This window comes from Lysinibacillus telephonicus (assembly GCF_039654155.1).
Lineage (GTDB): Bacteria > Bacillota > Bacilli > Bacillales_A > Planococcaceae > Ureibacillus > Ureibacillus telephonicus.
Genome location: NZ_CP155468.1, coordinates 2691909 through 2716650, shown reverse-complemented (window position 1 = coordinate 2716650; position 24742 = coordinate 2691909). Strand labels below are relative to the sequence as shown.

The following is a 24742-nucleotide window of genomic DNA, read 5'->3' as shown; positions in this document are numbered from 1 at the left end:
TACGACAAAAGCGAAACAGCAGTCGTAAAATTAGTTAAAAAAGGCAAAATCCAATTTTGGATTTTGCCTTTTTGTTATCTTTCAAACTTTATATAAAAGAGGTGGTAATCAATTTACTCTTACATTTGATTCCTTATAATATTTGTTTAAAGTCATCAGCGCACTGCCAATTCTTTCATCCTGGGGAACTAGCATTCTATTGACTCCTTGCTCTTTCAATGCATTACCTGTTACTTTCCCTATTGGGAGTGCAATTACATTATTTTCAAATGCGCTTAGTAGTTCATATTTTAAATTGCGTTGTTTTGCATATTTGAATAAAAACTGAACTTGTTGAATACTTGTAAAACTTACTGCATCTAGTTTTTTGTTAATCACTTCATTCAATAGTTGTTCTAAAACATCTTTGTCGGGTGAGATATGTTGATATGGAATAATTTCTTGGTAATTTGCTTCTTGCACCTTGAGCCAATTGATTAATTCAACTGAAGGAGCTCCATATAATTGGACCGCAACGGATTGATTTTTCAAATTATGCCCGGCAAATGCTCGAATTAGTCCAGCAATACTCCCATCATCATCCCGTACTATAGGTGTTAATCCTCTACTTTTCAAGGAATTCATCGCTTTATAGCCTCGTACTGCTATGTTCATATTAGAAAGTGCTAATTGCAGATCCTGTTCATAGTCCATTTCGTTTGCAATCTCAAATAATTTTTCTATTCCAATACCAGTTGTAAAAATTATCCATTGAAAACTCCCGTTAATCATCTCCTTAATTTCAGTTCCGATAAAGCTAGAATCGAAGAAAACTGTACCTTGGGCAGGACGATGTACGGCAGTTCCCCCAAGCTGTCGGATGATATTTACTTGTTCCTCGATTTTTCTTGTTCCTAATAATGCAATGCATTTATTATCTAATCCACCCATTTGAGCTCCTCCTTAATAATTGTTACCTCTATTTTAACAGAAATGAAGATAAAAGATGTTTTATGTTAGAAAAAATAACATAAATAACATTAAAAATTGCGAAAAGTTTGAAAAAACGACTAAAGTGAAACCGTTTACTTTAAAAAGACGAAAAAAGATGCTTTACAAATACATCTTATGTGATATTATCTGACATATGGAGTTTTGAATTTTCAGTCAATTTAAATTAGAGGGGGATTACGATGAGTAAAAAGCGATTAGTTCTTGTAGGCAATGGAATGGCAGGAGTAAAAACGATAGAAGAAGTGCTAGAAATCTCAAAAGATTTGTTTGATATTACGATTATTGGAGAAGAGCCATATCCAAATTACAATCGAATTTTATTATCAAAAGTACTACAGGGTGATACTACGGTAGAAGATATAACGTTAAACGACTGGTCTTGGTACAAAGACAATAATATTCAATTATATACAAATGAAAAAGCGGTTCAAATTGATATAGAGAAGCGAGTAGTAGTTACAAATACTGGGACATTGATCTCATACGACAAACTAATTTTAGCAACAGGATCAAGGCCTTTCATTTTGCCAATCCCAGGGACTGACAAAGAAGGCGTTACAACATTTCGCGACATAAAGGATACAGATGAAATGCTTGCAGCTTCCAAACTTTATCATAAAGCAGCGGTAATTGGTGGTGGTTTGTTAGGATTGGAAGCTGCAAGAGGGTTATTGAATTTAGGAATGGATGTTACGGTTGTGCATTTAGGGAGCAGTTTAATGGATCGACAGCTAGATGAAACGGCAGCAGCTTTATTAAAAGCAGAATTAGAAAATCAAGGGATGAAATTTTTACTTCAAAAAAATACAACTGAAATACTTGGTGATGAACGAGTTAAACGGTTAAAATTCTCAGATGGCGATGAGTTGGATTGTGATTTAGTCGTTATGTCGGTCGGTATATTACCTAATATCGAGCTAGCAAAAAATACCGGTCTAGCTGCAAATCGAGGAATTATTGTAAATGATTTTTTACAAACGAGCGAACCTAATATTTATGCAGTTGGCGAGTGTGCGGAACATCAAGGAATTGCTTATGGTTTAGTTGCTCCCCTTTTTGAACAAGCAAAAGTGCTTGCTAAAGATATTTGTGGACTCGAAACCGAACCGTATAAAGGGTCTATAGTATCTACTCAATTAAAAGTGTCGGGTGTTGAAGTTTTCTCTGCAGGTGAATTTATAGAAGATGGGAACAAAAAAGCTCTACGTGTATTTGATGAACAAGATGGTATTTATAAGAAAATGGTATTCTACGAAAAGAAATTGGTTGGGGCTGTGTTGTTTGGTGATAGTAGAGAAGGAAATCGTCTGTTTTCAATGATTAAAAAACGAGCAGATATTTCGGATACAGTAAAGGTGAGCTTGCTTCAGCCAGTTAGTGGAGAAACGGGTGAAAGTATTGTTTCTTCAATGGCTTCAGATGAAATCATTTGTGGTTGTAATGGAGTATCCAAAGGTAAAATCGTTCAAGCAATCCACGAACAAGGTTGTACATCGGTAGAAAGCATTAAAGCATGCACAAGTGCTTGTAGATCATGTGGCGGTTGTAAATCAATGATTTCAGAACTACTTGAAATAACACTCGGCGACAACTTTGATGCTAGCGCACATAAAGAGACGTTATGCGGCTGTACGACTTTATCTCGTGACGAAGTAGTTGAAGAGATTCGAGAGAAAAAGTTAATGCACACTCGAGAAGTAATGAACGTATTAGGATGGAAAACGAGTGATGGCTGCTCAAAATGCCGTCCCGCACTGAATTATTATTTAGGAATGATTCATCCGTTGGAATATGAAGATGAAAATGAGTCGCGATATGTAAATGAGCGTTTGCATGCAAATATACAAAAAGACGGATCGTTCGGAGTAGTACCACGTATGTATGGCGGTGTTACAAGTTCAGATCAATTACGAAAAATTGCAGACGTTGCTGATAAGTATAATGCGAAACTACTTAAAATTACAGGAGGTCAACGGATTGATATTTTCGGAATAGAAAAAGACGATTTACCAAAAGTTTGGGAAGAACTTGATATGCCTTCTGGGTACGCTTATGGAAAAACACTTCGTACTGTAAAAACATGTGTTGGTGAAACGTTCTGCCGCTTTGGTACACAAGATTCTATGAGTTTAGGAATTGCTTTGGAGAAGCGTTTAGAACGTGTTGGTTCTCCTCACAAATTCAAAATGGCAGTTTCAGCCTGTCCGCGTAATTGTGCTGAATCTGGGATTAAAGACTTTGGTGTTGTTGGTGTTGAAGGTGGCTTTGAAATGTATGTTGGCGGAAATGGTGGTACACATCTTCGTGCTGCGGACTTACTTGGCAAAGTAAAATCAGCTGAAGAAGTCATTGAATATGCATCAGCATACTTCCAATATTATCGTGAAACAGGCATTTATTTAGAACGAACTTCAAAATGGTTAGAGCGCATGGGCTTAGAAAATATTAAAGCAATTATTGAGGACCAAAAACAACGAAAAGAATTAAATGAGCGTTTGGATCTGGCTTTATCAGTTCAGGAAGATCCATGGAAAAAGATTATTCGAAGTGAAAAGTTAAAAAATGAACTGTTTGAAAGAGTAACAGTACAACAATAACAAATTGGAGGGAAAGCGATGAAACAAGTTGCAGAACGTGTAAAGCTAGTTAAAGTTGAGGATGTTGCAAAGGATTTTGGAAAGACAGTTAGAATTGGTGAATTAGAAATCGCATTATTTCGTTTAAAAAACGGTGAGTTTTATGCGATTGAAAACCGCTGTCCGCATAGAGGCGGTGTACTAGTAGAAGGTTTAATTAGTGGTCAGCATGTCTTCTGTCCAATGCATGATTGGAAAATTGATATTACAACAGGAAAAGTACAAGAACCGGATCATGGATGTGTAAAAACCTTTGAAGTCGAAGTTGATGGCGATGATGTTTACTTACTTCTTCCTTAAACAGAACAGGAAGATAATCCCGAATATTTAAATGAACCCGTTTAGGAGGATGCACATATGTCATATGTAAAACCAAAGCAAGTAATAGAAAATATGATTCAGGCTGGAATTGACAAGGCGAAATTACCTGTTAAAGATATGGTAATTCGGGGAATTTTATCTGGTGCATTATTAGGGTTTGGAACCACATTAGCATTTACAGCTGAAATGCAAACAAAACTGGGGATAGTGGGGGCGCTTCTGTTTCCAACTGCCTTTGTCATTATTATTTTATTAGGACTTGAACTAGTTACAGGAAATTTTGCATTAATACCACTTGCTGTACTAGAGAAAAAAGCAACGGTAAAAGAAATGTTTAGTAATTGGTTTTGGGTTATTGTTGGCCATTTAATCGGAGGTTTTATTTACGCAATATTATTTGTTATTTCAATTACTAATTTTGGCGCTACTACAGACAGTGTTGTAGCCCAAAAGATCATTGCTGTAGCTGAAGCTAAAACGCTTCATTACCAAGCGCTAGGTGCTTCAGGGTTTATCGTTGTTTTTATAAAAGCAATCCTATGTAATTGGATGGTGACACTTGGTGCAGTTATGGCGATGACTTCACAATCGACTATTGGAAAAATTGCTGCCATGTGGCTGCCGATTTTAATCTTTTTTGCTCAAGGATTTGAACATGCTGTAGTGAATATGTTTGTGATTCCAGCAGGTATGCTGCTTGGTGCTAATGTTAATGTTTTTGACTGGTGGATATGGAATCAGATTCCGGTGCTATTTGGAAATATTGTTGGGGGACTTATTTTTACAGGTTTAGCACTATATTCAACGTATCAAACATTACCAAAGAACCAACTAGAGCTTGCAAAACTAAAGCATAAAAATAATATAAGCGAAGCGGAGGGTGTCTAGTATGGGAATCGTTTATATTGTTGGTGCTGGTCCTGGAGATATAGATCTCATTACGATGAAAGGGCTAAAATGTATTGAGCAAGCAGATATTCTTTTATATGATCGCTTAGTTAATAAGGAACTGTTGAAATATGCAAAACCAGGAGCCGAATTAATTTCATGTGGGAAATTGCCGAACTGTCATACGATGCAGCAAAATACGATTAATCTTGAGTTAGTTAAGTACGCAAAGCAAGGTAAAATTGTTACTCGCTTAAAAGGTGGAGATCCATTTATTTTCGGACGCGGTGGAGAAGAAGCTGCTGCATGCCAGGAGGCCGGAGTTCCTTTTGAATTAGTACCGGGAATCACTTCTGGCATTGCGGCTCCGGCTTATGCAGGAATCCCTATTACCCATCGAGATTATAGTTCATCCTTTGCTATGATTACTGGACATCGCAAGGAAGGGTTAGAGGATAATACGGATTGGGAGTCTTTAGCTAAAGGTATAGATACATTAGTAATCTATATGGGAATAAAAAATTTGAAATATATTACACAACAACTAATCACTTCTGGAAAAAGTAAAAACACACCTGTCGCTCTTATTCATTATGGAACGACAATAAATCAACGTACTATTACTGCTACTTTAGAGACAATTTATGAAGCGGCCGAACATGAACAAGTGAAAAACCCGAGTATAATTATCATCGGAGAGGTAGTTCGTCTAAGGGAACAGTTAAAGTGGTTTGAACAAGACAAAGATTTACTTGCAGCAGGTGGAATGTAATGGAGGCGGTACTTTATATTTGCCATGGCAGCCGCATTAAAAGTGCGGTTTCTCAGGCGATTGAATTTGTTGAAAGTTGTAAAAGTTTAAGAAATGAACCAATTCAGCAATATTGTTTTTTAGAACTATCACAACCAACAATAGCTCAAGCACTTGAGAAATGTGTGGCTCTTGGAGCAACACAAATTCGTGCAATCCCAGTTCTACTATTAACAGCTGCTCATGCAAAGATCGATATTCCGTTAGAGTTAGAAAAAGCAATGCAATACTATTCGCAAGTAAAGTTGCAATTAGGTAAACCAATTGGGGTAAACAATGAATTAACAAATCTTTTATATGAAAGAATTCAGCAAACATATCAACCGATTACTGCAAATTCTAAAATACTGCTGGTAGGGAGAGGTTCTTCTGATTTAGATGTGAAAAGGGATTTATCACTCATTGGAAAGCTATTAGAACAAAAAATAAATCACCCTGTTCATATTTGTTTTTTGACAGGGTGTAAACCTTATTTCAGAGAACTAATCGCGGAACTTAACGATTCAGAAATAGACCGTATATTTATAGTTCCTTATTTTTTATTTACGGGCTTATTAATAAACGGAATAAGAAAAACTGTTAAAGAATACTCACAAAAAAATAATACCAAATATGTTCTTTGCGATTATTTAGGAAATGCATCGGTTGTAGTACATGCACTAAATAATCGAATTAACGAAATTAGTTTTAATAAAGTATTGTCATAGAGCTGGTTTTTGATTTCTATTGTAAGGTTTATATAAATGCGGAGTAGAAGCTAAAATGCTTTTTCTCCGTATTTTTTTGTCAATAACTACTTTGTTTAATTATTGGGGGTCTTAAAATGGAATCAATTAGTTTTTTGAAAAATGTAGAAAAAAATGTAATATTCGAAGAAAAATGAGAAAAAATAGAATTTGTCTATTGTGTGAACTTTTTTCATACTCTATAATAAAGACAAATAGTTCGATTATGGGGAGGGGTTAAGATGTTCAAGTTTTTTACAAACATTTCTATAGTGCTTTGTATTTTAGGTATCATTCTTTTCACTTCAAGCTTTTTTGTAAACGTTTCCATGTGGTATGGAGTTGAAATAATTAAAGCTGCGGGGTGCCTATTCATCTTTGGTCTCTTTATACGCTTAACCGACAAAAATTTAGTGAATTCCAGTAATAATTTAAACAACTTTTAATAAAAAGAAAAAGCTTGAGAGGTTACTCTCAAGCTTTTTTGTTACTACATATCCCAAATCAGTATCAATAATGAACCGAATACAGTTACAACTGCGATAATGACACCGTAAAGGATATTTGTATATATCGCTGTACCTTCTTTTGATTCACCGGCATGCATGAATACAACAAGCTGTAAAAATGCTTGTATAAAAGCGGTAACTAACAAGATTGTCATACCGACTGCGAATGACATATCTGTGTAGTAAACTAACAGGGCAATAACAGTTAGAATTAATGAAAAGACAAAGCCCATCACCTGTTTAGCAGGAAATAATTCTTTCATATTACATCATTCCTTTCAGATAGATGAAGCTAAAGATAAAGATCCAAACTACATCTAAGAAATGCCAGTAAAGAGAGAAGATAAATGCTTTATTCGCTGTTTGTGGCGTTAACCCACGTTTAATTACCTGGATGATAATAAATGTTCCCCAGAATAAACCTAGTGTAACGTGGCCACCGTGTGTTCCTAATGTTGTCATTAGGGCAGCTGTAAAGGCACTTGTTTGATAAGTTGCACCAACATGGTAGTAGTGCATGAATTCAAAAACCTCTACTCCAAGGAAGACTAACCCAAGAAGAAGGGTAATCGCAAAGAAAGAAACCATCGCATTTTTACGACCAAGTCTCATTGCATGAATCCCTAGACCAATTGTAAAACTACTTGTTAAAAGCACGAATGTTTCAATAAGAACAGGCGTGATTTCAAAAATTTCCGCTGGAGTTGGTCCACTACCTGTACGGTGTGATAGCGTGAAATATGCTGTAAAAAGTGTTGCAAACAGCATAATTTCGGCCCCAAGGAAAATCCAAAAACCTAAAATATTTAACTGATTTTGATCAGTACTATACTCGAGTGGTTGTGCGTGGTCGATCTTCACTGTTTAGCACCTCCCCATATTTTGCTTCTGTTTCTTTAATTTCTTTCACATGAATATGGTATCCGTGATCTTGTTCGAACGAACGAAGAGTCATACATACGAAAACGCCGATTAAAGCGATTACTGCTGGAACCCATAACGCAAAGACAAATGAGAATCCTACGATGAAGAAAATAATACCCATTACGAACGGTACTCCGCTCTTATTTGGCATATGGATGTCTTCAATTTCACCTTTAAATAATGCATGACCATTTTTCTTTGAATCCCAGAAAGTTTGGCTTGAGCTAATTTGTGGAACTCTAGCAAAATTGTATTCTGGTACTGGTGTATGAGTAGCCCATTCTAATGAGCGAGCATCCCAAGGGTCACTACCAATATTTCTTGGTGAATTTTTGAAACTATAGTAAATGTTATAGACGATTGTAACAAAACCAATGGCCATTAATGCTGCACCGACAAACGACACCATGTTTAATGGTCCAAATCCAGTTGCTTCAGAATAAGTGTACATACGACGTGCTTGACCGTCTAAACCAGTGATATACATTGGGAAGAAGGCAAGTACAAAACCTACAGTAAGTAACCAGAAAGTTAATTTACCAATTTTTTCATTTAATATAAAACCAAAGAATTTTGGCCAATAATAAGTTAAACCAGCTAGCATCGCAAATACGACACCAGGAATAATTGTGTTGTGGAAGTGAGCTACCAAGAACATTGTATTATGGTATTGGTAGTCAGCTGCTGACATCGCAAGCATTACCCCAGTAACCCCACCAATTGTGAAGAGTGGGATGAAGCCGATTGAGTAAAGCATAGGAACAGTAAAGCGGATTTTCCCTTTCCACATTGTAAATAACCAGTTAAAGATTTTAACCCCTGTTGGAACAGCAATCGCCATTGTTGTAATAGAGAAGATACTGTTTGTAAGGGCACCTTGACCCATTGTAAAGAAGTGGTGTGTCCATACTAAGAATGATAGTAGGGAAATAAGCACCATCGACCAAACCATGGATTTATAACCATAAAGGTTACGGCCTGAGAATGTTGAGATAATTTCACTGTAAAGACCGAATGCAGGCAAGATTAAAATGTATACCTCTGGATGTCCCCAAACCCAGAAGAAGTTTGCCCAAAGCATATCCATACCGCCGTTAGCAGTAGTAAAGAAATTTGCACCAAATAATCTGTCAGCTGTACCCATTAATAGGGCAACAGTTAATACTGGGAACGCAAATACAACAATAATGTTCGCAATGAAAGCTGACCAAGTAAACATTGGCATTTTCATTAATGTCATACCAGGTGCACGCATTTTTAAAATAGTCGTACAGAAGTTAATACCTGTCATTAATGAACCGATACCTGAAATTTGAATAGCTAACATGTAGTAGTTCGTTCCGACTGATGTGCTGAAATCATTCCCTGCAAGTGGGAAATACGATGTCCAACCTGCATCAGGAGAACCACCAATTACGAATGAAATGTTAAATAGCATAGCTCCGGCAAAGAATAGCCAAAAGCTTAGTGCGTTTAGGCGTGGGAATGCTACGTCACGCGCCCCGATTTGTAAAGGAACAATTAAGTTCATGAAAGCAAAGATAAATGGCATTGCCATGAACAGGATCATAACAACCCCGTGTGTTGTAAAGATTTCATTATAGTGTTGTGCATCTAATAATTTAGCTTCCGGCGTAGCAAGCTGTGCACGCATCATAATTGCGTCTGCGCCACCACGGAAAAGCATAAGTAGGGCAGAGATTAAGTACATAATCCCGATTTTTTTATGGTCGACAGTTGTAAACCATTCATGCCATAAATAGCCCCATTTTTTGAAGTATGTTAAGCCAACAACAATTGCGATACTAACTAGCGCAATAGCAACCATTGAGGCATAAATAGCTGGACTTGGATGAGGTATGGCAAATCGTTGAAAGAATTCCATCCTTTTTTCTCCTTTCAAGAGTAAAAGCTAGTTTATTAAACTAGTTTATTTCTTTTAGATTTAATGACTACTGTGGTCAGTATGTTCTGCATGACCTTCATGTTGTGAATGATCATGTGTTTCTGATTCAGAATCTACTTCTGTATCAGATTCTGCATGGTGCTCGTGTTCTGGAGCAGGACTAAATTCTAGATGTGTACCAGTGAATGTCATTTGTCCAAGATGACCTGGTTCTAATAATTTTTCAAATTCGTTTTCTGTAATTGGTTCTGCAGTTTCGTGAACTTCTTCAACCCATTCATCAAAATCAGCTTGTGACATTGCTGTTACATTGAATGTGTTTTCTGCAAAACCTTTACCGCTAAAGTTAGCATTTCGACCCATATATTCACCCGGCTCATCAGCTGCTAAATGTAAAGTAGTTACCATGTCCGCCATAGCGTACTTTTGTCCACCAAGTTGTGGAATCCAGAAACTTGTGATTGGTCCATATGAGTATAGTTTAAATTCAAGTGGACGATCAGTTGGAATATACAAGTAGTTCACTGTTTCGATACCTTCTTCAGGATAGCTAAAATGCCACTTCCAATCTGATGAAGAAGCGTATACTACTAACGGTTCTTGATCTTCATACCCTACTGGGGCAGATTCAACAATATAGTTACTTTTTACAGATACAAATGATAGGTAAGCAACAATTAATACAGGAACACCTACACAAATTGCTTCTACAATATGATTTCCCTCAATATGAGGTGGTTCGTAGTCATCACTTTGATTTGAAGCTCGATACTTAATTAATACATAGGCTAAAATTGCCATGACTACGACTACAATAACTGCCATAATGCCAATGGATAACATAATGTCACTTGCTTGTCTTTCAGCTTGTGGTCCTTTTGGGTCTAATACTAATAGAGGCTCACAGCCAGAAAGTAAAAGAACAAGTGCCATCATGGACGTTAAAAATGCCCATTTTTTTTTCATCTAGATTTTCACCTTCCCTTATTTGTTGAAAGAACATTACTTGTTTTTCGTCCGTTCAACAATATAACTCTATTTTAATCATTAGTATAGTAAAAACATTATTTGTGAATTAGATTTCACAAAAGGTTTATAAGTTATTCAAAAGTTATTCACGAAAGGTTCACGAAATAGCAATAATTAGTAAGTTGAGGGGATATGTGGATTAAAATTTTCTGCTTAAATAAAAGGGGTGAACGATTAAATACTATTTAGTCAAAATGAATTTATTATATTAGTAAAAAATATTTGTGGTTAGAAATATTTGTTATAAACGATGGAAAGTTGAGTTTGTTCGAGAAGTAACATTGGAGGATAAATTTTTTTTCGAGCATATTTTTCTAGGAAGTATGGAGAGTATCAATACTCTTTATCATAACAACTATATAATGAAAACACTTTATTTTCTTTCATCCATCAGTTTATAACTTCATAAAGGTGTGTAACTGAAAATTCACAATTAAAATGAATGTTAGTTGTTGACAACATTGAATATGTAAAAAACATAAAGAAAAGGAGATAGGAATGACAAATAGTTTCAGCCTAATCAATTAAAAAATCGGCAATTTGTTAACCTTAATCTGGCTCGACCTTAAAAATAACTTCATCTAAATATGCTTTTCCCTCTTCAAACTCATAATCGAATATTTAGTTCGGTGGTTGAATACAATAAATAGTCTTGAAAATAATAACTTTTGCTGCATTTTATAATAGAGATAGAAAATTTAATTTACATGCAGAAGGCAGGGTCATTTCAACAGTTGTCCTTTCAATTAATTTACAAGAATTATTAGTTGATTTTTTTCTCATTTCTCCGGCAAGCTTGACAACTCTATTCTTCCCATCATTAAAATTGGTCACTGGATTCAAGAAATGTTCGAGAAATTAAAATCAACATAGCGTATTAAGTGATTGGAGTGGAATATTATGGTGGTAAAAGCTAGTTTTCTCATCATAATAATGTTGTCATTGTTATTAAGTTCTGTTTTTCGAAAACAATTTAAAGAAAGTCATATTTTAAATTGTTTAGCCATGTTAGTGGCCATGACAAAAAGTACGCTCATTGGGTTAATTGTAGCCATTTGGATTCCAGATATCGTTTTTTCAACGATTATTGCAATGTTATTGAGTATCATTTTTGTCAGTTTAGTAACCTATCAACTATCAATAAAGGTTTTTGTAGAAAGCTTAAGTGCTTTATTTATGGGTTCCATGATGGGAACAATGCTTAGTCTAATGACAACTAAATATGAACTTGTCTGTATTTTATTTTTCACATTATTATATATCATCAGTACAATTACAGCAGCCGCATTATTGAATAAAGAAAAATATCAAAAACTCCTTAAAGCAATTCCTATTAAAGTTGTGATTATCTCTATTTTTGCTGTCCTGTTGCTTGTTATATCTACGTTTTTAGATACTGTTTTATTTAATGAGATCGAATCAGAAAGTGATATAAACCATGATCACCATAACCATGAATAGAGAATTGATTAATGCATGGGGCAAACGCTTTATGCATTTTTATTTTTTAATCAATTTTTCGATTGCAAGCATAATAGAACGTTAAATCGTCCACATTAGAATTGACGGAGGTGAAATGTTTTGAACAATAAAAAGAAAAATAATGTTGATCGTGAAGAATACGGGCATGGGTTTGATTTAAACCCGGATGACTTCGACGTAATCGGACAAAATGATCAAGCAAAAAAACAAAACCAAAATGAAAATAAAGACAAGCCTGATAATAAACATAATCCTTCAAGATTAAACGAATAAATGATGCAAAGTATTTAGTATAGAAACTTTTGTTTTTATACTGAATACTTTTTTTATTTTCCTCGACAAAAAGTTCTAAATTCCTTTTGTTTTTCTTAAAGTATAATGAGACAAACTTGAGGGAGAGGGTACATGCTTATTGATGGTGTGTTTTCCGGCGGCGGAATAAAAGGCTTTGCTTATGTAGGAGCACTTCAAGTGTTTGAAGAAAAGGGCTACCGTTTCAAACGAGTAGCAGGAACAAGTGCAGGTGCAATTCTAGCTTGTTTTATAGCTGCAGGTCATAGTGCCAAGGAAATAGAAGACATACTTGATGAACTTGATTTAAAATCATTGCTTGATCCTCCAAATTTGGCACGTACTCTTCCATTTTTAAAATGGGTAAATTTATATTTTCGACTTGGTTTATATAAGGGGAAAGTGTTAGAAAAGTGGTTTTATAAAAAATTAGCTGTCAAAGGCATATACACGTTTAATGATTTACCTAAAGGATCATTAAAACTTGTTGCATCGGATTTAACGAATGGTCGAATGATTGTTATTCCTGATGATTTAGCATCATACGGCATTAATTGGAGAACATTTTCCGTTGCCAAAGCATTGCGTATGAGCTGTGGAATTCCATTTTTCTTTGAACCTATAAAATTAAAGGGAAGAGATGGTGAAAATATTATCGTCGATGGTGGAGTCCTAAGTAATTTTCCGTTATGGATTTTTGAAAATGGTCATAAAGAAAGACCTTTAATTGGATTAAGTCTAAATAATCCACGAGAAGATATGGAGCCGCAAAAAATTTATAATGGACTTAACTTATTTGAGGCTCTTTTTATTACGATGAAAAATGCTCATGATAAGCGTTATATTTCTCGAAAACATGAAAAGAATATCGTTTTCATTCCCGTCGAGGATTATAGTGCGACACAATTTGGTATAGATGAAGAAACTAAGAAAAAATTAATGCAAATTGGTAGAGAACGTACAGTTAAATTTTTAGAAACATGGAATCCACCTTAAAAAAGAATGGATAGAAAAACAGAGCTGTTTAGAGTAGTAAATCTAAGCAGCTTTATTATTTTTATATACTTCACTCCAGACCATTAGAGTTATTAAGGAAATAAACAAAATCCACCGAAAAATAATAATTCGTAATTAATGGCTGTTAAATATATGGAAATATTTGTTATGATATTTTTATAGTTAGAAATAGGTAAAGGGAATAAAGAATATTGAAGGAGGATAATTGGGTGATGAATCGTTTTTTTATCTATGTAAATCTTACAGAGACAAATGTTGACTTTCATAATTATAAATATTGGTTCTTTTTGATTGACTACTTCATTAAATTTGCAGATTTTATAGAATTTCACATATGGAATGAAGAAGTTGAAATTATTGAAGAATTAAGTTTAAAAACTGATCTTGAAAAGGGTAGTTTACATCCTATAGAAATGGTCTGTTTTCAAGGAGAAGTAAATCAACAATTAATGAACTTCATATTAAATGAAAGTTTAAATGAACTAGGAGAAATTAAATGGTTTTCAATCTTTCTGAAAAAGAAGGATTATACCTTCTTTGAATCGTCTCATTGGGGTTCAGAAATATATATTGAAGATCTTAATGAACAGGAAATTACATTGATTAAAAGTAAGATGCCGGCAAATGCGAGTTTTCATCATTTTAATGAAAAACAGAGTGAATAAAAATCACTCTGTTTTTTTATGAATAATTATATTATGTTATTGTACTAGCATTTGCTTAATAAGCTGACGATTTTTTTCTTGGAATTTCTCGTTGTGGGAGGATACCATACCAATTTTGTCAGCAGTAGGCTCAATATAAGTTTTAGCACTGTTTACGGCGTTTACCGCATCTTGAAAAGCACCTACTAATAAATTAACTTTACCCTCATAAGAAAGGATGTCTCCTGCAGCAAAAATTCCTTCTTGTGATGTTTTTCCTGTTGCAGTGCCTTCATAATAATAATTGTCTTTTAATTTTAAAGCAGAATTATTTGCAAATTCTAATGAAGCATCGCGATTATATCCATGACTTACAATGATATGGTCTATCCCATGAAGCAATGTTTGGTCTGTATCATGTTTTTTTAGTACGACTTGCTTTACTTTTGTTTTTTCTTTATTTGCAATAAGTCTTTCAATTGTTGTGTTTAACAAGAACGTAACTTTTTTGCTTTCTTGTAGGCGTACAACCTGTGCTTCATGTGCAGATAATTGATCTTTGCGGTAGGCTACGATGATTTCTTCCGCAATATCTAATAATTCAACAGCCCAATCAATTGCACCATTACCGCCGCCGGAAACTAATACACGTTTGTTATGGAATTGTTTAAGGGATTGTACTGTGTAATGTAAATTGGCCATTTCATATTTTTCAGCGCCCTCGATTTCTAATTTTTGAGGATTAATAATTCCGCCGCCGTTTGCCATAATAATTGATTTTGAGTAGTGTTTTGATCCATCGTTTGTCGTAATGACAAACACATTGTTCGAATCTTTTTCAATAAAGTCAACTTTTGTGTTAGTTAATATTGTCGGGTGGAATGTTTTTGCCTGGTTAATTAACTGTTCAGCAAACTTATGTGCCAAAATAGGTGGTTGGCCGCCAGCATCCCAAATCATTTTTTCCGGATATAGTAAAACCTTTCCACCTAATTGGGCTTGGGATTCAATTAATTTTGTTTTCATATTTCGTAAACCACTATAAAAAGTAGAGTATAATCCCGCAGGTCCTCCACCGATAATCGTAACATCAAATAATTCTGACATCCTATTCTCTCCATTCAAAGGATTCGTTTTATTAAAATATATATAAATTTAAATTAAACTTTTCTGTTAATAATTATAACTTAATTGAAAATGATTATCAATATTGAATGGACATTAAACAGAAAAACTTGGACTTAATTACTTATGGTGTTTTTCATTTAAAAAGTTTTCTAAAATCTATACTTAAGTTATTCGCTTAGCCTTTCATGGCACAAAAGGGGCCAACTAAAACCATAATCCTTATAAAAAGTAGAAAAAATGAGTTCTATCTTGTCCATTTTTTCTTACACTAGAATATAGAAAAGATTTGAGGTGGAAGCTTTGACAAGAAAATTAGGATTCATATCCATATTATTATTTATCATTTATGCTGTTGGAATGTACTATTACATATTTCATGGGAATTCAGGCGGGATACCTGATGTATTGAAAGGAACAGTGGCAGATCCAGAGACATTTATGACTGAGAGGGAATTGTTGCTAAGTGAAGAATATTCCAAAATAAAGAACTTTATATTCTTTGTTGCAACACCTTTAGAATGGGTTTTGTATATTTTTATTTTACTTACAGGTCTTTCTCGCATATTTGAAAAATGGGCTGATTTTGGAGTGAAATGGAAAGTTTTTAAAAACGGTGCTTATGTATTCTTATTATATTTATTTACAGCCTTAGCTTTTTACCCATTGGACTTTTACCGATACTATTTAAGTAAAAATTATGGAATTAATACGCAAAATTTTTCATCTTGGATGAGGGATTATGTAATTGATTTTTGGATTAATTTTGGTACAACCTTAATTATTGTCATCGTTCTTTATTGGCTAATTCAAAAAAGTGTGAAAAGATGGTGGATTTATGCATGGCTTTTGACCATTCCATTCGCTATTTTTATGATGTATATTCAACCTATTGTAATAGATCCGCTTTATAATGATTTTTATCCTTTAAAAGATAAAGAACTTGAGGAAAAAATAATATCTTTAGCAGAACGGGCAAATATACCTTCTGATCATGTGTTTGAGGTCAATATGGCAGAGAAAACAAACGCATTAAATGCCTATGTAACGGGAATAGGAGAAAATTCAAGAATTGTTTTATGGGATACAACATTAAATAGTTTAACAGATGAAGAGATATTATTCATAATGGCACATGAAATGGGGCATTATGTCGAGAAGCATATTTATATTGGTATAGCCTTATATATTGTTTCCATGCTGGTTGGTCTATGGTTAATAGCAAAGTTGATGCCTTGGCTGATATCTAGATTTGGAACAGTATTGAAGATTAATAAAATGAAGGATATTCATTCGTTGCCTTTACTATTGTTAATAGTATCCTTTCTTTTATTCTTTTCAAATCCGATTTCAAATTATATATCAAGATATCAAGAAACAAGAGCCGACCATTATGCAATGCAATTAATGAATAATCCGGAAGCAGCAGTTAGTACATTTCAAAATCTTTCAAAGTCAGGATTGAGCGAAGTAAATCCACCGCTTCTAGTAAAACTGTTCCGTTTTTCTCATCCACCTATGCTGGAGCGGATAAATAAGGTAGCGGAATTTTTAGAGGAAGAACAATAAAGAGAAGTGTCATGCTAGTGATGATTTGATCATTGCTAGCTTTTTTCGTGAATTTCGTTGTCAAAATAAAATAATCTAACCTTTTATAAAAACTAAACTTTAAAACGAGTAAAAATTATATGACAAAACTAAAGATGAGGAATAGGAGATATTTGTTTATTGAATTAAGAAAAAAAGGAAATATACAAAAATAAATATTTATCTGCATGGAAATAAGAGATTTTTGTAAAAATTCATTAATATTATTTTCCGAATACTTCGTTTTCTCAAACGATTTTATGTTATATTATTATTTAAAAAAATAAAAAGATATAGGTAAACTTATATTTATCAATCAGTAAAAGGTACGGATTTAAAATTCCTATAACTTTGACTGCTTTTTATGAAGAAGGAGTAATAAGCATGACAAAACAATTAACAGCGCCATTTCGCTATGACCATGTAGGTAGTTTCTTAAGACCAAAAGCTTTAAAAGAAGCTCGTACAAAATTTCAAAATAATGAAATTACATATGATGAGTTAAAAAAAGTTGAGGATGAAGAGATTATTCGTCTTATCGCCAAAGAAAAAGAAGCGGGTGTTTTAGCTATTACAGATGGAGAATTTCGCCGTAGCTGGTGGCACTTTGACTTCTTAGGCGGTTTAGAGGGAATGGAGTATTATGAAAAAGAGCGTGGTTTGGATTTTCATAACCTTGAAACTCGCAAGGAAGGGGTTCGTGTTGTAGGGAAAATTGATTTTGGCAGCCATCCTTTTTTAGATCATTTTAAATTTATTCGTGAGCATGCTGGAGATTCAACGGTGAAATTTACAATTCCAAGTCCCAATATGCTTCATGCACGAGCGGATAAAAATCCAGAAATATATCCAGATGAAAAAGAATTAGTGGAAGATACAATTAAAGCTTACCAAAAAGCAATCCAAGCATTTTATGATGCAGGATGCCGCTATTTGCAGCTAGATGATACTTCATGGGCAAGCTTATTCTCTGAAGAATCACGTGCAAAATTAGTTGCTGAAGGGAAAGACCCGCAACAATTTTTAAATACATTACAATATGTAATTAATGAAACAACTAAAAATAAACCAGCAGATATGACAATTACAATGCATATTTGCCGCGGTAACTATAAGTCAACATTCTTCTCAAGCGGCGGCTATAATTATGCTGCTGAAGTTATTTTCGGTGGCTTAAATGTTGACGGTCTATTTTTAGAATTTGATGATGAACGCTCAGGCAGCTTTGAAGTTTTAAAACACGTTAATCGTCCGGATTTAAAAATCGTGTTAGGGTTAATTACATCTAAATTTGGCGAGCTTGAAAATAAAGAGGCTATCAAAGCTCGTATCCAAGAAGCCGCAAAATATGTATCTTTAAATCAGCTTTGTCTAAGTCCACAATGTGGGTTCTCTTCTACTGAAGATGGCAACATCTTAGAAGAAGAAAATCAATGGCAAAAACTTGCCCTTGTTAAAGAAATTGCTGAGGAAATTTGGGGATAATCGACTTAAACAAATGAGAAAGGGGCGTCCAGAAGTTTCTGGATAGCCCCTTATTTCAGTTTATCCTTAAAAGATTTCTGCCACAGTACTTTGTAAACTTCGATTTACCTGTTAAAATCTCATTAATTTAAATAAACTAATATCCAGCTCACTTTTACCATTCAATACTAATTGCGATAGTATTTCTCCAATAACACTCCCAAATTTAAATCCATGTCCTGAAAAACCGGCTGCAATATAGATATTGTCATGGAAAGGGTGGGAATCGATAATAAAATCTTCATCTGGTGTTTTTGAATAAAAACATGTTTTTCCATATTTTAGAGTGCCAACCTGATGCATAATCTTTTCATTAAATTGTACAAGTTCAGTTGCATCAGCTTCGTCAAATTCTCTAATAACATCATCTGGCGACACTTCATCTCCAGTATCATGGCGTCCTACCTTAAAGCCAGCACCATCAATACTAGGAAAACCGTAATATGAACTGTTTTCATCCTCATATGTAAATGCTGGAAAATGGCTTCCATAAACTGCTTCATCAGCATTAAACCAGGCGAAAGTTTTACGCAATGGTGTAATTGGCAATGTCAAATCAACTGATTTTAAAATGTCATTTACTCTAGCACCTGCAGAAATAATAATCGAATCAGCTATAAAAACTTCTTCCTCAGTATGTACAGATACTTTTTCACCAGGGACAATTTTGACAACTCTAGTATTTGTTTTTAAAGTTGCACCTTCACTTAATGCAGCTGTTTTATAGGCATCAATACAAGCCTCTACCCTCAACACCCCTGCAGAAGGTTCAAAACAACCAATAAATCCTTCAGGTAACGTAATACCAGGCCATTTTTTATTCACTTCTTGTGCACTATAAACATCTACCGAAAGATTAAAGTCTTTTGCACTTTCAATGACATTCTGTATAAACGAAAGATCTTGTGAGCCAATATTTAAAACGCCGGTTTTTAAAAATAATTGTTTTCCACTTATCTTCTCTAATTCTTGCCATAAATCTAAAGCTCTTAATGCCAATGGGACATACGCTTTTCCTTCGCCATATGCAAAACGGATAATACGTGTTTCCCCATGATGACTTCCTTGATCGTGAGGGGGATTAAATGCATCCAGTAGGAGCACGTTTTTTCCCTGTTTGGCTAAGAAATATCCCGCAGCCATCCCCATTGTACCAGCACCGATAATAATTGTGTCGTAGTGCATCAGCAACACCTCCCAATAATTTCTGATTATACCACCTTTTAAGTATAGAAGATGACAGCTTCATAATAAAAATAAGTTTTTCCAATTTTTGAAACGTAAAGGCTTTCGAGTCCGTCTAAGGTGTAGATAAAAAATAAGGGGTGCATTTATGTGTTTGTAACTGATTTGTTGTCACAGGCTGACAATGCTTCAGATCTATTTGAAGAACTTATTGAAACACATGCTGAATCACTAATTCAAGTTGCCTACTCATATGTGAAAAATAAGCAAATGGCTGAGGACATCGTGCAAGATGTTTTTATTAAGGCTTTTGAGAAAAAAGAGCAATTTCGAGGGGATTCATCATATAAAACATATTTATATAAAATGACGATTAATCGAAGTTATGATTACTTACGAAGCTGGTCATATCGAAATCATTTATTTACGAATAAGTTTGCTAGTATTTTAGGTTTTCAAAAATCAATTGATGATTTCGTCGTTTTAGAAGATGAGAAAGCAGTAATAGGAAATGCAGTTTTATCATTAACTCCTAAATATCGAGAAGTTATTATTTTGTATTACTTTAAAGATTTAAAAATAGATGAGGTCGCAATAATTTTAGATTGTTCTGTAAATACGGTGAAAACTAGACTTAGTCGGGCAAGGACGATGTTGAAAAAAAGTTTGGGAGGAATTCTTGATGAATAAAGAAAAAGTAAAAGAAAGCCTTCAATATATCTTTAAAGAAAATAGTGTTGTAGATAGTAGTACAAAATCAAGAATTCTCTCTAAAATGATCACTTCGTCAAAGAAGAAAAGAATAGTTTTTATGCCAATCGCTGTAATGATTTGTTTATTGTTAGGCACTGCTGTTTGGAGTGCAACTATGTTTTCAAATAATAATACACAAAATGCAGTTACGACCGAGGTTCAACAAGAAAATAATGAAAATCAATTGCAGGAAAACATTAATGAAACTAATAAAATTGCAGAGCTTGAATTTGAAATTAGCAGATTTGAGGAAGAAAGAGAGTATTATCATAGTGTAATCGGTCGGATGATGTCGAAATTAAATAATGAAGAAATGCTTGAATTGGCAAAAAGTCATTTTTCTTATGATATAAAAGTAAATCAACAACAACTTCCGAACAACGGCCGAATAGAGGTCGATCCCGGAGAGGTAGATGTTCTCTTAACATTTAGTATGTCACCGCATTATAATGTTTTATCTGAAGAATGGTATGAAAAAGGTATGATTAGTGGAGATTATTTTAGTCATATTACTCATGTAACGCCAAATAATTGGGAAGAAATTTATGCTGATGGCAGTAATGTAACAGCGAGAGGTTACAAATTTAAAAATCTAAAAAGTGGTTCAATCATTATAATGTCAATCTCCGAAGAATTGAAAGAAAGATTATCTCTTGATACAACTAATATTGAAATTGTCGTTAAATAATTGGAGTAGCGAGGACTTTTTATCAAGTCCTCCTTATAAATGAAATATTTTTTATAGAAAGGAACCATTTTCAAAATTTACCGTTACAAATCAAGAAGTTGTACTTGTTTCACTTTTTTATCAATCGAGCAAATGATATACTAGAATGTATGTATTTAATGTATGTATTTAATCAATGACAAGCAAACTATAGGAAAGGGGAAATCGAATGCGAAAAAAAGTAAAAACTCAACGTGCGTCTAGTGTAAAGGCAAAATATCGCGCTAGTTTATCGTTTCGTATGAACGTCCTTTTCTTTTCTATCTTTATCTTATTTTCAATGTTAATTTTTCGACTTGGATATTTGCAAATTGTTAAAGGCGAAGAGTATGTTAAAGAATTAGAGAGAAAGGAAGAGGTTGCGGTCAATACAAGTGTGCCACGTGGCCGCATTTATGATCGCTATGGCAGAATTTTAGTTGATAACGAGCCTGAAAATGCTATTACATATACAAAAATGCAAACAACGACTACTCAAGAGATGCTTGAGATTGCAGAACAGCTCGCGATGTTGATTGAACAGCCAACAGATCGTGTTACTTTTCGTGATAAACAGGATTTCTGGATTTTAAAAAATAAAGATGCTGCTTATGCAAAAGTTACAAAAGAAGAAGAGGATGCTTTACGAGCAAATGAGGAGTTAGAAGATAGTGAAATTCAAGCTGAGATTGATCGTCTTGTACGTGAACGAATTACAGAAGATGAATTAAATCAATTAACTGAATTTGATTTAGAGGTATTAGCGATTTATCGTGAAATGGCCTCCGGTTACAATTTATCCCCACAAATTATAAAAAGTGAAAATGTAACAGATGCTGAATTCGCACGAGTATCAGAAAGACTTTCTGATTTGCCAGGCGTTAATACAACAACAGACTGGAAGCGTGTAAAATTATCGTCGGTTTCTATTTTAGGAAGAACGACTGTGCCTAGTAAAGGAATTCCAAAGTCAAAACTAGACTATTATTTAGCTAGAGACTACTCACGTAATGACCGGGTAGGAGAAAGTTACTTTGAAGCCCAATATGAGGAATTATTGCAAGGTCAAAAATCGGTAGTTAAAAATATAACAAATAAACGAGGAGAAGTTGTAGATACAATTACAACATATGAAGGAGAACCTGGCAGTGATTTAGTTACTACACTTGATATTGAGCTTCAAGCAGAAGCTGAAAGAGTTGTTGAAGAGAAATTACTGGAACTAAAATCAAAGAGTCATTCCAAACTCCTTGACCGCGCATTCTTCGTGATGATGAATCCGAATACGGGAGAAATCCTTTCAATTGTTGGGAAAAAAATAGAGAAAGACAGTGAAACAGGTAAAAACTATGTTGTTGATTATTCCTATGGAACATTTACAACAGCTTATGAGGTAGGTTCAACGGTAAAAGCAGCTACATTATTAATGGCCTACTCAGAAGGAGTTATTAAACCAGGTACTCATCTAGTTGACCAACCAATTAAACTTGCTGGTACAGAACCAAAAAGCTCGATTTTCAACCGTAACGGAAGCATTCCTATGGATGATATAAAAGCGTTAGAGCGTTCATCCAACTCCTATATGTTCCAAATAGCAATGATGATTGCTGGGACGAGATATAGCTACAATATGGGGTTAAGAATTCAGCCAGATACATTGCAAACAATGAGAAATGGCTATGCTCAATTTGGTTTAGGAGTAAATACCGGAATAGATTTGCCAAATGAATTCGCGGGCTTCCAAGGTGAATTGGACAACAACGGTAAAATTTTAAACTTTGCTATTGGACAGTTTGATACGTATACACCAATGCAAATGGCACAATATATTTCTACAGTTGCAAATGGAGGATATCGTATTCAACCTCGCTTACTTAAAGAAATTCGTGAGCCTTCTGCAGATGGAGAAACGTTGGGACCATTAGTTGAAGAAGTAACACCAAAAATTTTAAATCGTATTTCAAATACTGAAGATGAAATTAATCACGTTAAAAAAGGGCTTCGTCAAGTATATGTTGGTTCTCAAGGGTCTGCTCGTGCCCAATTTGCTAATACACCATACACAGCAGCGGGGAAAACCGGTACAGCAGAGGTTGTTTATTATGGACCGCTTCGTGAAGAATTTGGTACAAATACGATTAACATTGCCCACGTAGGGTTCGCACCTTATGATAATCCTGAGGTAGCATATGCAGTATTAATTCCTTGGGCAACAACAAATTTCGATAGTCATTTAGGAGAAGCGAACGAAATAGCAAGAGAAATGTTAGATTATTATTTCGAATTGAAAGAAAAATATTCGAAAAATGGTCTATCAGCTAGTGCTGTTAAACAAGAAATTTTGCCTCCAACAACAGATGAGAAAATAGATGAAGATACTGTTGAAGAAAAGGTTACAGAATAAATAATGAACATACAGAGTGCAGGACAAAGTCTCAATTGACTTTGCCTGCACGCTTTTTATTTATAAATATTTAGGGCTCTATAATATTTGTTGGGAAATTTCATAAATAAAAAAGCACGTAATCACCGATTTCTATATACTTGAATTGTCGAGAAACAAGCAATGAAAGGTGATACGTGCAAATGAATTTTAACATGAATATTCCAGGATTAAAAGGTGTAACTGTTCATAAGGTGGAGGAGATGGGGGAACGTATTGTTCTACACGTTTCCATACCAAAAAAAGAACATCAATGTCCAGCATGCAAGAATATAACATCAAAAGTCCATGATTATCGAATTCAAAAAATTAATCATTTAAAATGGTTTGAACGATTAACCGTCCTTTTTTATAAACGTCGTCGTTATGTATGCCAATGTGGGAAACGTTTTTCAGAAAAATCCCCTTTCGTGGATAAATATCAACGTTTCTCGAAAGAATGGAATCAAGTTGTACGAATCCGTTCAATAAAGGCAAAAACATTTAAAGAAGCAGCTGAAGTACTTGGTAATCAAGCAAGTTGAAATTTTAAATAGTTTAAGTTTTGGATATTCAAATGGTTTTTTAGAAGGAATTAATAATAAATCAAAAGTTTTGAAGCGCAATGCTTATGGTTTTAGAAGCTATGAACACTTTAAAGCGAAAATTTTATTAAATAATTTATCTAAGAAAATTGGGATTCATTTAGGATAATCGGGGTGCCGTGTAATATCACTTCACCCCAACATTTGACATAGAACCATATTTAGTAGCACCAGTCAAATTATTTTAAAATGCTTATCAGAAAGTAAACTCTGTTTCGAAAACGAAAGGCTAAGCATCTGGTATGGTCAATTTGACAGAAAATACCGATCGAGCTAAGTTAAGAATAAAATTGTCATCTAAAGGAGTTACTAGGTTGGCATGTACTTTTGGAGGGCAAGTAGATGCCATGGGTACAAAGTAGTGTGAAGAACTTTGTAAATATGTGATGAATTTTGAGGAGTTTGTTTAGAAAATAGATTTTCTGAACAACTTCTCTATTTTCTTTTTAATATATTCTTAAAACTATAACTCCTGCAGTAATTAAATTTTGAAGTTCAAATTATTCTTGTCACAAAAGAGTTGTTCAAAGTTTAAGGGGACGATCTAATTCTATACAATCTATAATTCTCATCCATTTACAATAGAAAACAACTATTTACAATCTCTTTACAATTCGTTTATATGACGTCAACAAACTACTATTATAGTTTTACATGTA

At 34.2% G+C, this 24742-nt stretch carries 21 protein-coding genes and 2 pseudogenes; 16 read left to right on the top strand and 7 right to left on the bottom strand.

Annotated elements, in window-relative coordinates:
• Window positions 1-108: 108 nt before the first annotated feature.
• A complete protein-coding gene (locus MKY04_RS13105) occupies window positions 109-930 on the bottom strand; it encodes a uroporphyrinogen-III synthase (protein ID WP_126295751.1) in 822 nt (273 codons plus the stop codon).
• Window positions 931-1172: 242 nt separating this feature from the next.
• On the opposite strand from MKY04_RS13105, the gene nirB reads away from it, so the two are divergent.
• From nirB to MKY04_RS13080, 5 genes are read left to right on the top strand one after another with little or no spacing between them, the layout of a single operon-like run.
• Window positions 1173-3590, top strand: coding sequence for a nitrite reductase large subunit NirB (nirB, locus tag MKY04_RS13100; protein WP_346234563.1), 2418 nt, complete (start codon window positions 1173-1175; stop codon window positions 3588-3590).
• Window positions 3591-3608: 18 nt separating this feature from the next.
• Entirely contained in the window at window positions 3609-3929 is a 321-nt protein-coding gene (nirD, locus tag MKY04_RS13095; protein ID WP_346234562.1) for a nitrite reductase small subunit NirD, read from the top strand.
• Window positions 3930-3986: 57 nt separating this feature from the next.
• The gene (locus tag MKY04_RS13090; RefSeq protein WP_346234561.1) at window positions 3987-4838 is read left to right on the top strand and encodes a formate/nitrite transporter family protein; all 852 of its coding nucleotides are present in this window, start codon (window positions 3987-3989) and stop codon (window positions 4836-4838) included.
• 1 nt (window position 4839) lies between these two features.
• A complete protein-coding gene (gene cobA, locus MKY04_RS13085; protein WP_126295755.1) occupies window positions 4840-5610 on the top strand; it encodes a uroporphyrinogen-III C-methyltransferase in 771 nt (256 codons plus the stop codon).
• The gene (locus tag MKY04_RS13080) at window positions 5610-6356 is read left to right on the top strand and encodes a sirohydrochlorin chelatase (RefSeq protein ID WP_346234560.1); all 747 of its coding nucleotides are present in this window, start codon (window positions 5610-5612) and stop codon (window positions 6354-6356) included. Before cobA ends, MKY04_RS13080 begins: the two co-directional genes overlap by 1 nt.
• Window positions 6357-6864: 508 nt before the next feature.
• On the opposite strand, the gene qoxD is transcribed toward MKY04_RS13080, so the two are convergent.
• Genes qoxD through qoxA form a run of 4 tightly spaced genes read right to left on the bottom strand, consistent with a single transcriptional unit; the run spans window position 6865 to window position 10679 of the window.
• Window positions 6865-7146, bottom strand: a complete 282-nt coding sequence (gene qoxD / locus MKY04_RS13075) for a cytochrome aa3 quinol oxidase subunit IV (protein ID WP_126295757.1) — start codon at window positions 7144-7146, stop codon at window positions 6865-6867.
• 1 nt (window position 7147) lies between these two features.
• Window positions 7148-7744, bottom strand: a complete 597-nt coding sequence (qoxC, locus tag MKY04_RS13070; protein ID WP_126295758.1) for a cytochrome aa3 quinol oxidase subunit III — start codon at window positions 7742-7744, stop codon at window positions 7148-7150.
• A complete protein-coding gene (gene qoxB, locus MKY04_RS13065) occupies window positions 7710-9692 on the bottom strand; it encodes a cytochrome aa3 quinol oxidase subunit I (RefSeq protein WP_126295759.1) in 1983 nt (660 codons plus the stop codon). The genes qoxC and qoxB overlap by 35 nt, the downstream gene beginning before the upstream one ends.
• A 60-nt stretch (window positions 9693-9752) precedes the next feature.
• The gene (qoxA, locus tag MKY04_RS13060; protein WP_126295760.1) at window positions 9753-10679 is read right to left on the bottom strand and encodes a cytochrome aa3 quinol oxidase subunit II; all 927 of its coding nucleotides are present in this window, start codon (window positions 10677-10679) and stop codon (window positions 9753-9755) included.
• 963 nt (window positions 10680-11642) lie between these two features.
• Between qoxA and MKY04_RS13055 the strand changes: the two genes are divergently transcribed.
• The 4 genes from MKY04_RS13055 to MKY04_RS13040 all read left to right on the top strand — a co-directional run bounded on the left by MKY04_RS13055 (window position 11643) and on the right by MKY04_RS13040 (window position 14197).
• The gene (locus tag MKY04_RS13055; RefSeq protein WP_126295761.1) at window positions 11643-12203 is read left to right on the top strand and encodes a hypothetical protein; all 561 of its coding nucleotides are present in this window, start codon (window positions 11643-11645) and stop codon (window positions 12201-12203) included.
• A gap of 120 nt (window positions 12204-12323) precedes the next feature.
• Window positions 12324-12497: a hypothetical protein gene (locus MKY04_RS13050; RefSeq protein ID WP_185807804.1), complete on the top strand. Its 174-nt coding sequence runs from the start codon at window positions 12324-12326 to the stop codon at window positions 12495-12497.
• 132 nt (window positions 12498-12629) lie between these two features.
• On the top strand, window positions 12630-13511 hold the full coding sequence (locus MKY04_RS13045) for a patatin-like phospholipase family protein (protein ID WP_126295762.1): 882 nt from the start codon (window positions 12630-12632) through the stop codon (window positions 13509-13511).
• Window positions 13512-13741: 230 nt separating this feature from the next.
• Window positions 13742-14197, top strand: coding sequence for a hypothetical protein (locus MKY04_RS13040; protein ID WP_346234559.1), 456 nt, complete (start codon window positions 13742-13744; stop codon window positions 14195-14197).
• Window positions 14198-14233: 36 nt separating this feature from the next.
• Here the strand turns inward: MKY04_RS13040 and MKY04_RS13035 are convergent, their stop codons facing one another.
• Entirely contained in the window at window positions 14234-15283 is a 1050-nt protein-coding gene (locus MKY04_RS13035) for an NAD(P)/FAD-dependent oxidoreductase (protein ID WP_346234558.1), read from the bottom strand.
• A 321-nt stretch (window positions 15284-15604) separates the two neighbouring features.
• On the opposite strand from MKY04_RS13035, the gene MKY04_RS13030 reads away from it, so the two are divergent.
• Window positions 15605-16870 carry a M48 family metallopeptidase gene (locus tag MKY04_RS13030; protein ID WP_126295765.1) on the top strand — a complete coding sequence of 422 codons (1266 nt, stop codon included), beginning with the start codon at window positions 15605-15607 and terminating at the stop codon, window positions 16868-16870.
• Window positions 16871-17272: 402 nt separating this feature from the next.
• On the top strand, window positions 17273-18373 hold the full coding sequence (locus tag MKY04_RS13025) for a 5-methyltetrahydropteroyltriglutamate--homocysteine S-methyltransferase (protein WP_126295766.1): 1101 nt from the start codon (window positions 17273-17275) through the stop codon (window positions 18371-18373).
• A 111-nt stretch (window positions 18374-18484) separates the two neighbouring features.
• Here the strand turns inward: MKY04_RS13025 and solA are convergent, their stop codons facing one another.
• On the bottom strand, window positions 18485-19597 hold the full coding sequence (solA, locus tag MKY04_RS13020; RefSeq protein ID WP_346234557.1) for an N-methyl-L-tryptophan oxidase: 1113 nt from the start codon (window positions 19595-19597) through the stop codon (window positions 18485-18487).
• Between the two features lie 150 nt (window positions 19598-19747).
• Between solA and MKY04_RS13015 the strand changes: the two genes are divergently transcribed.
• The 5 genes and pseudogenes from MKY04_RS13015 to MKY04_RS12995 all read left to right on the top strand — a co-directional run.
• Window positions 19748-20287 (top strand): sigma-70 family RNA polymerase sigma factor, encoded by a 540-nt coding sequence (locus MKY04_RS13015; protein ID WP_346234556.1) that lies wholly within the window; start codon window positions 19748-19750, stop codon window positions 20285-20287.
• Window positions 20280-21038, top strand: a complete 759-nt coding sequence (locus MKY04_RS13010) for a hypothetical protein (protein WP_126296363.1) — start codon at window positions 20280-20282, stop codon at window positions 21036-21038. The genes MKY04_RS13015 and MKY04_RS13010 overlap by 8 nt, the downstream gene beginning before the upstream one ends.
• Before the next feature lie 208 nt (window positions 21039-21246).
• The gene (locus MKY04_RS13005; RefSeq protein WP_346234555.1) at window positions 21247-23460 is read left to right on the top strand and encodes a penicillin-binding transpeptidase domain-containing protein; all 2214 of its coding nucleotides are present in this window, start codon (window positions 21247-21249) and stop codon (window positions 23458-23460) included.
• A 182-nt stretch (window positions 23461-23642) separates the two neighbouring features.
• A pseudogene (locus tag MKY04_RS13000) lies at window positions 23643-24020 on the top strand (transposase family protein); the annotation flags it as partial.
• Window positions 24016-24192 (top strand): annotated as a pseudogene (locus MKY04_RS12995) (transposase); the annotation flags it as partial. The pseudogenes MKY04_RS13000 and MKY04_RS12995, both read left to right, overlap by 5 nt.
• Window positions 24193-24742: the final 550 nt, after the last annotated feature.

Coding starts and splice junctions, on each gene's coding strand:
- MKY04_RS13105 (WP_126295751.1), bottom strand. CDS start 930: ATGGGTGGATTAGATAATAAATGCATTGCATTATTAGGAACAAGAAAA.
- nirB (WP_346234563.1), top strand. CDS start 1,173: ATGAGTAAAAAGCGATTAGTTCTTGTAGGCAATGGAATGGCAGGAGTA.
- nirD (WP_346234562.1), top strand. CDS start 3,609: ATGAAACAAGTTGCAGAACGTGTAAAGCTAGTTAAAGTTGAGGATGTT.
- MKY04_RS13090 (WP_346234561.1), top strand. CDS start 3,987: ATGTCATATGTAAAACCAAAGCAAGTAATAGAAAATATGATTCAGGCT.
- cobA (WP_126295755.1), top strand. CDS start 4,840: ATGGGAATCGTTTATATTGTTGGTGCTGGTCCTGGAGATATAGATCTC.
- MKY04_RS13080 (WP_346234560.1), top strand. CDS start 5,610: ATGGAGGCGGTACTTTATATTTGCCATGGCAGCCGCATTAAAAGTGCG.
- qoxD (WP_126295757.1), bottom strand. CDS start 7,146: ATGAAAGAATTATTTCCTGCTAAACAGGTGATGGGCTTTGTCTTTTCA.
- qoxB (WP_126295759.1), bottom strand. CDS start 9,692: ATGGAATTCTTTCAACGATTTGCCATACCTCATCCAAGTCCAGCTATT.
- qoxA (WP_126295760.1), bottom strand. CDS start 10,679: ATGAAAAAAAAATGGGCATTTTTAACGTCCATGATGGCACTTGTTCTT.
- MKY04_RS13055 (WP_126295761.1), top strand. CDS start 11,643: ATGGTGGTAAAAGCTAGTTTTCTCATCATAATAATGTTGTCATTGTTA.
- MKY04_RS13045 (WP_126295762.1), top strand. CDS start 12,630: ATGCTTATTGATGGTGTGTTTTCCGGCGGCGGAATAAAAGGCTTTGCT.
- MKY04_RS13035 (WP_346234558.1), bottom strand. CDS start 15,283: ATGTCAGAATTATTTGATGTTACGATTATCGGTGGAGGACCTGCGGGA.
- MKY04_RS13025 (WP_126295766.1), top strand. CDS start 17,273: ATGACAAAACAATTAACAGCGCCATTTCGCTATGACCATGTAGGTAGT.
- solA (WP_346234557.1), bottom strand. CDS start 19,597: ATGCACTACGACACAATTATTATCGGTGCTGGTACAATGGGGATGGCT.
- MKY04_RS13010 (WP_126296363.1), top strand. CDS start 20,280: ATGAATAAAGAAAAAGTAAAAGAAAGCCTTCAATATATCTTTAAAGAA.
- MKY04_RS13005 (WP_346234555.1), top strand. CDS start 21,247: ATGCGAAAAAAAGTAAAAACTCAACGTGCGTCTAGTGTAAAGGCAAAA.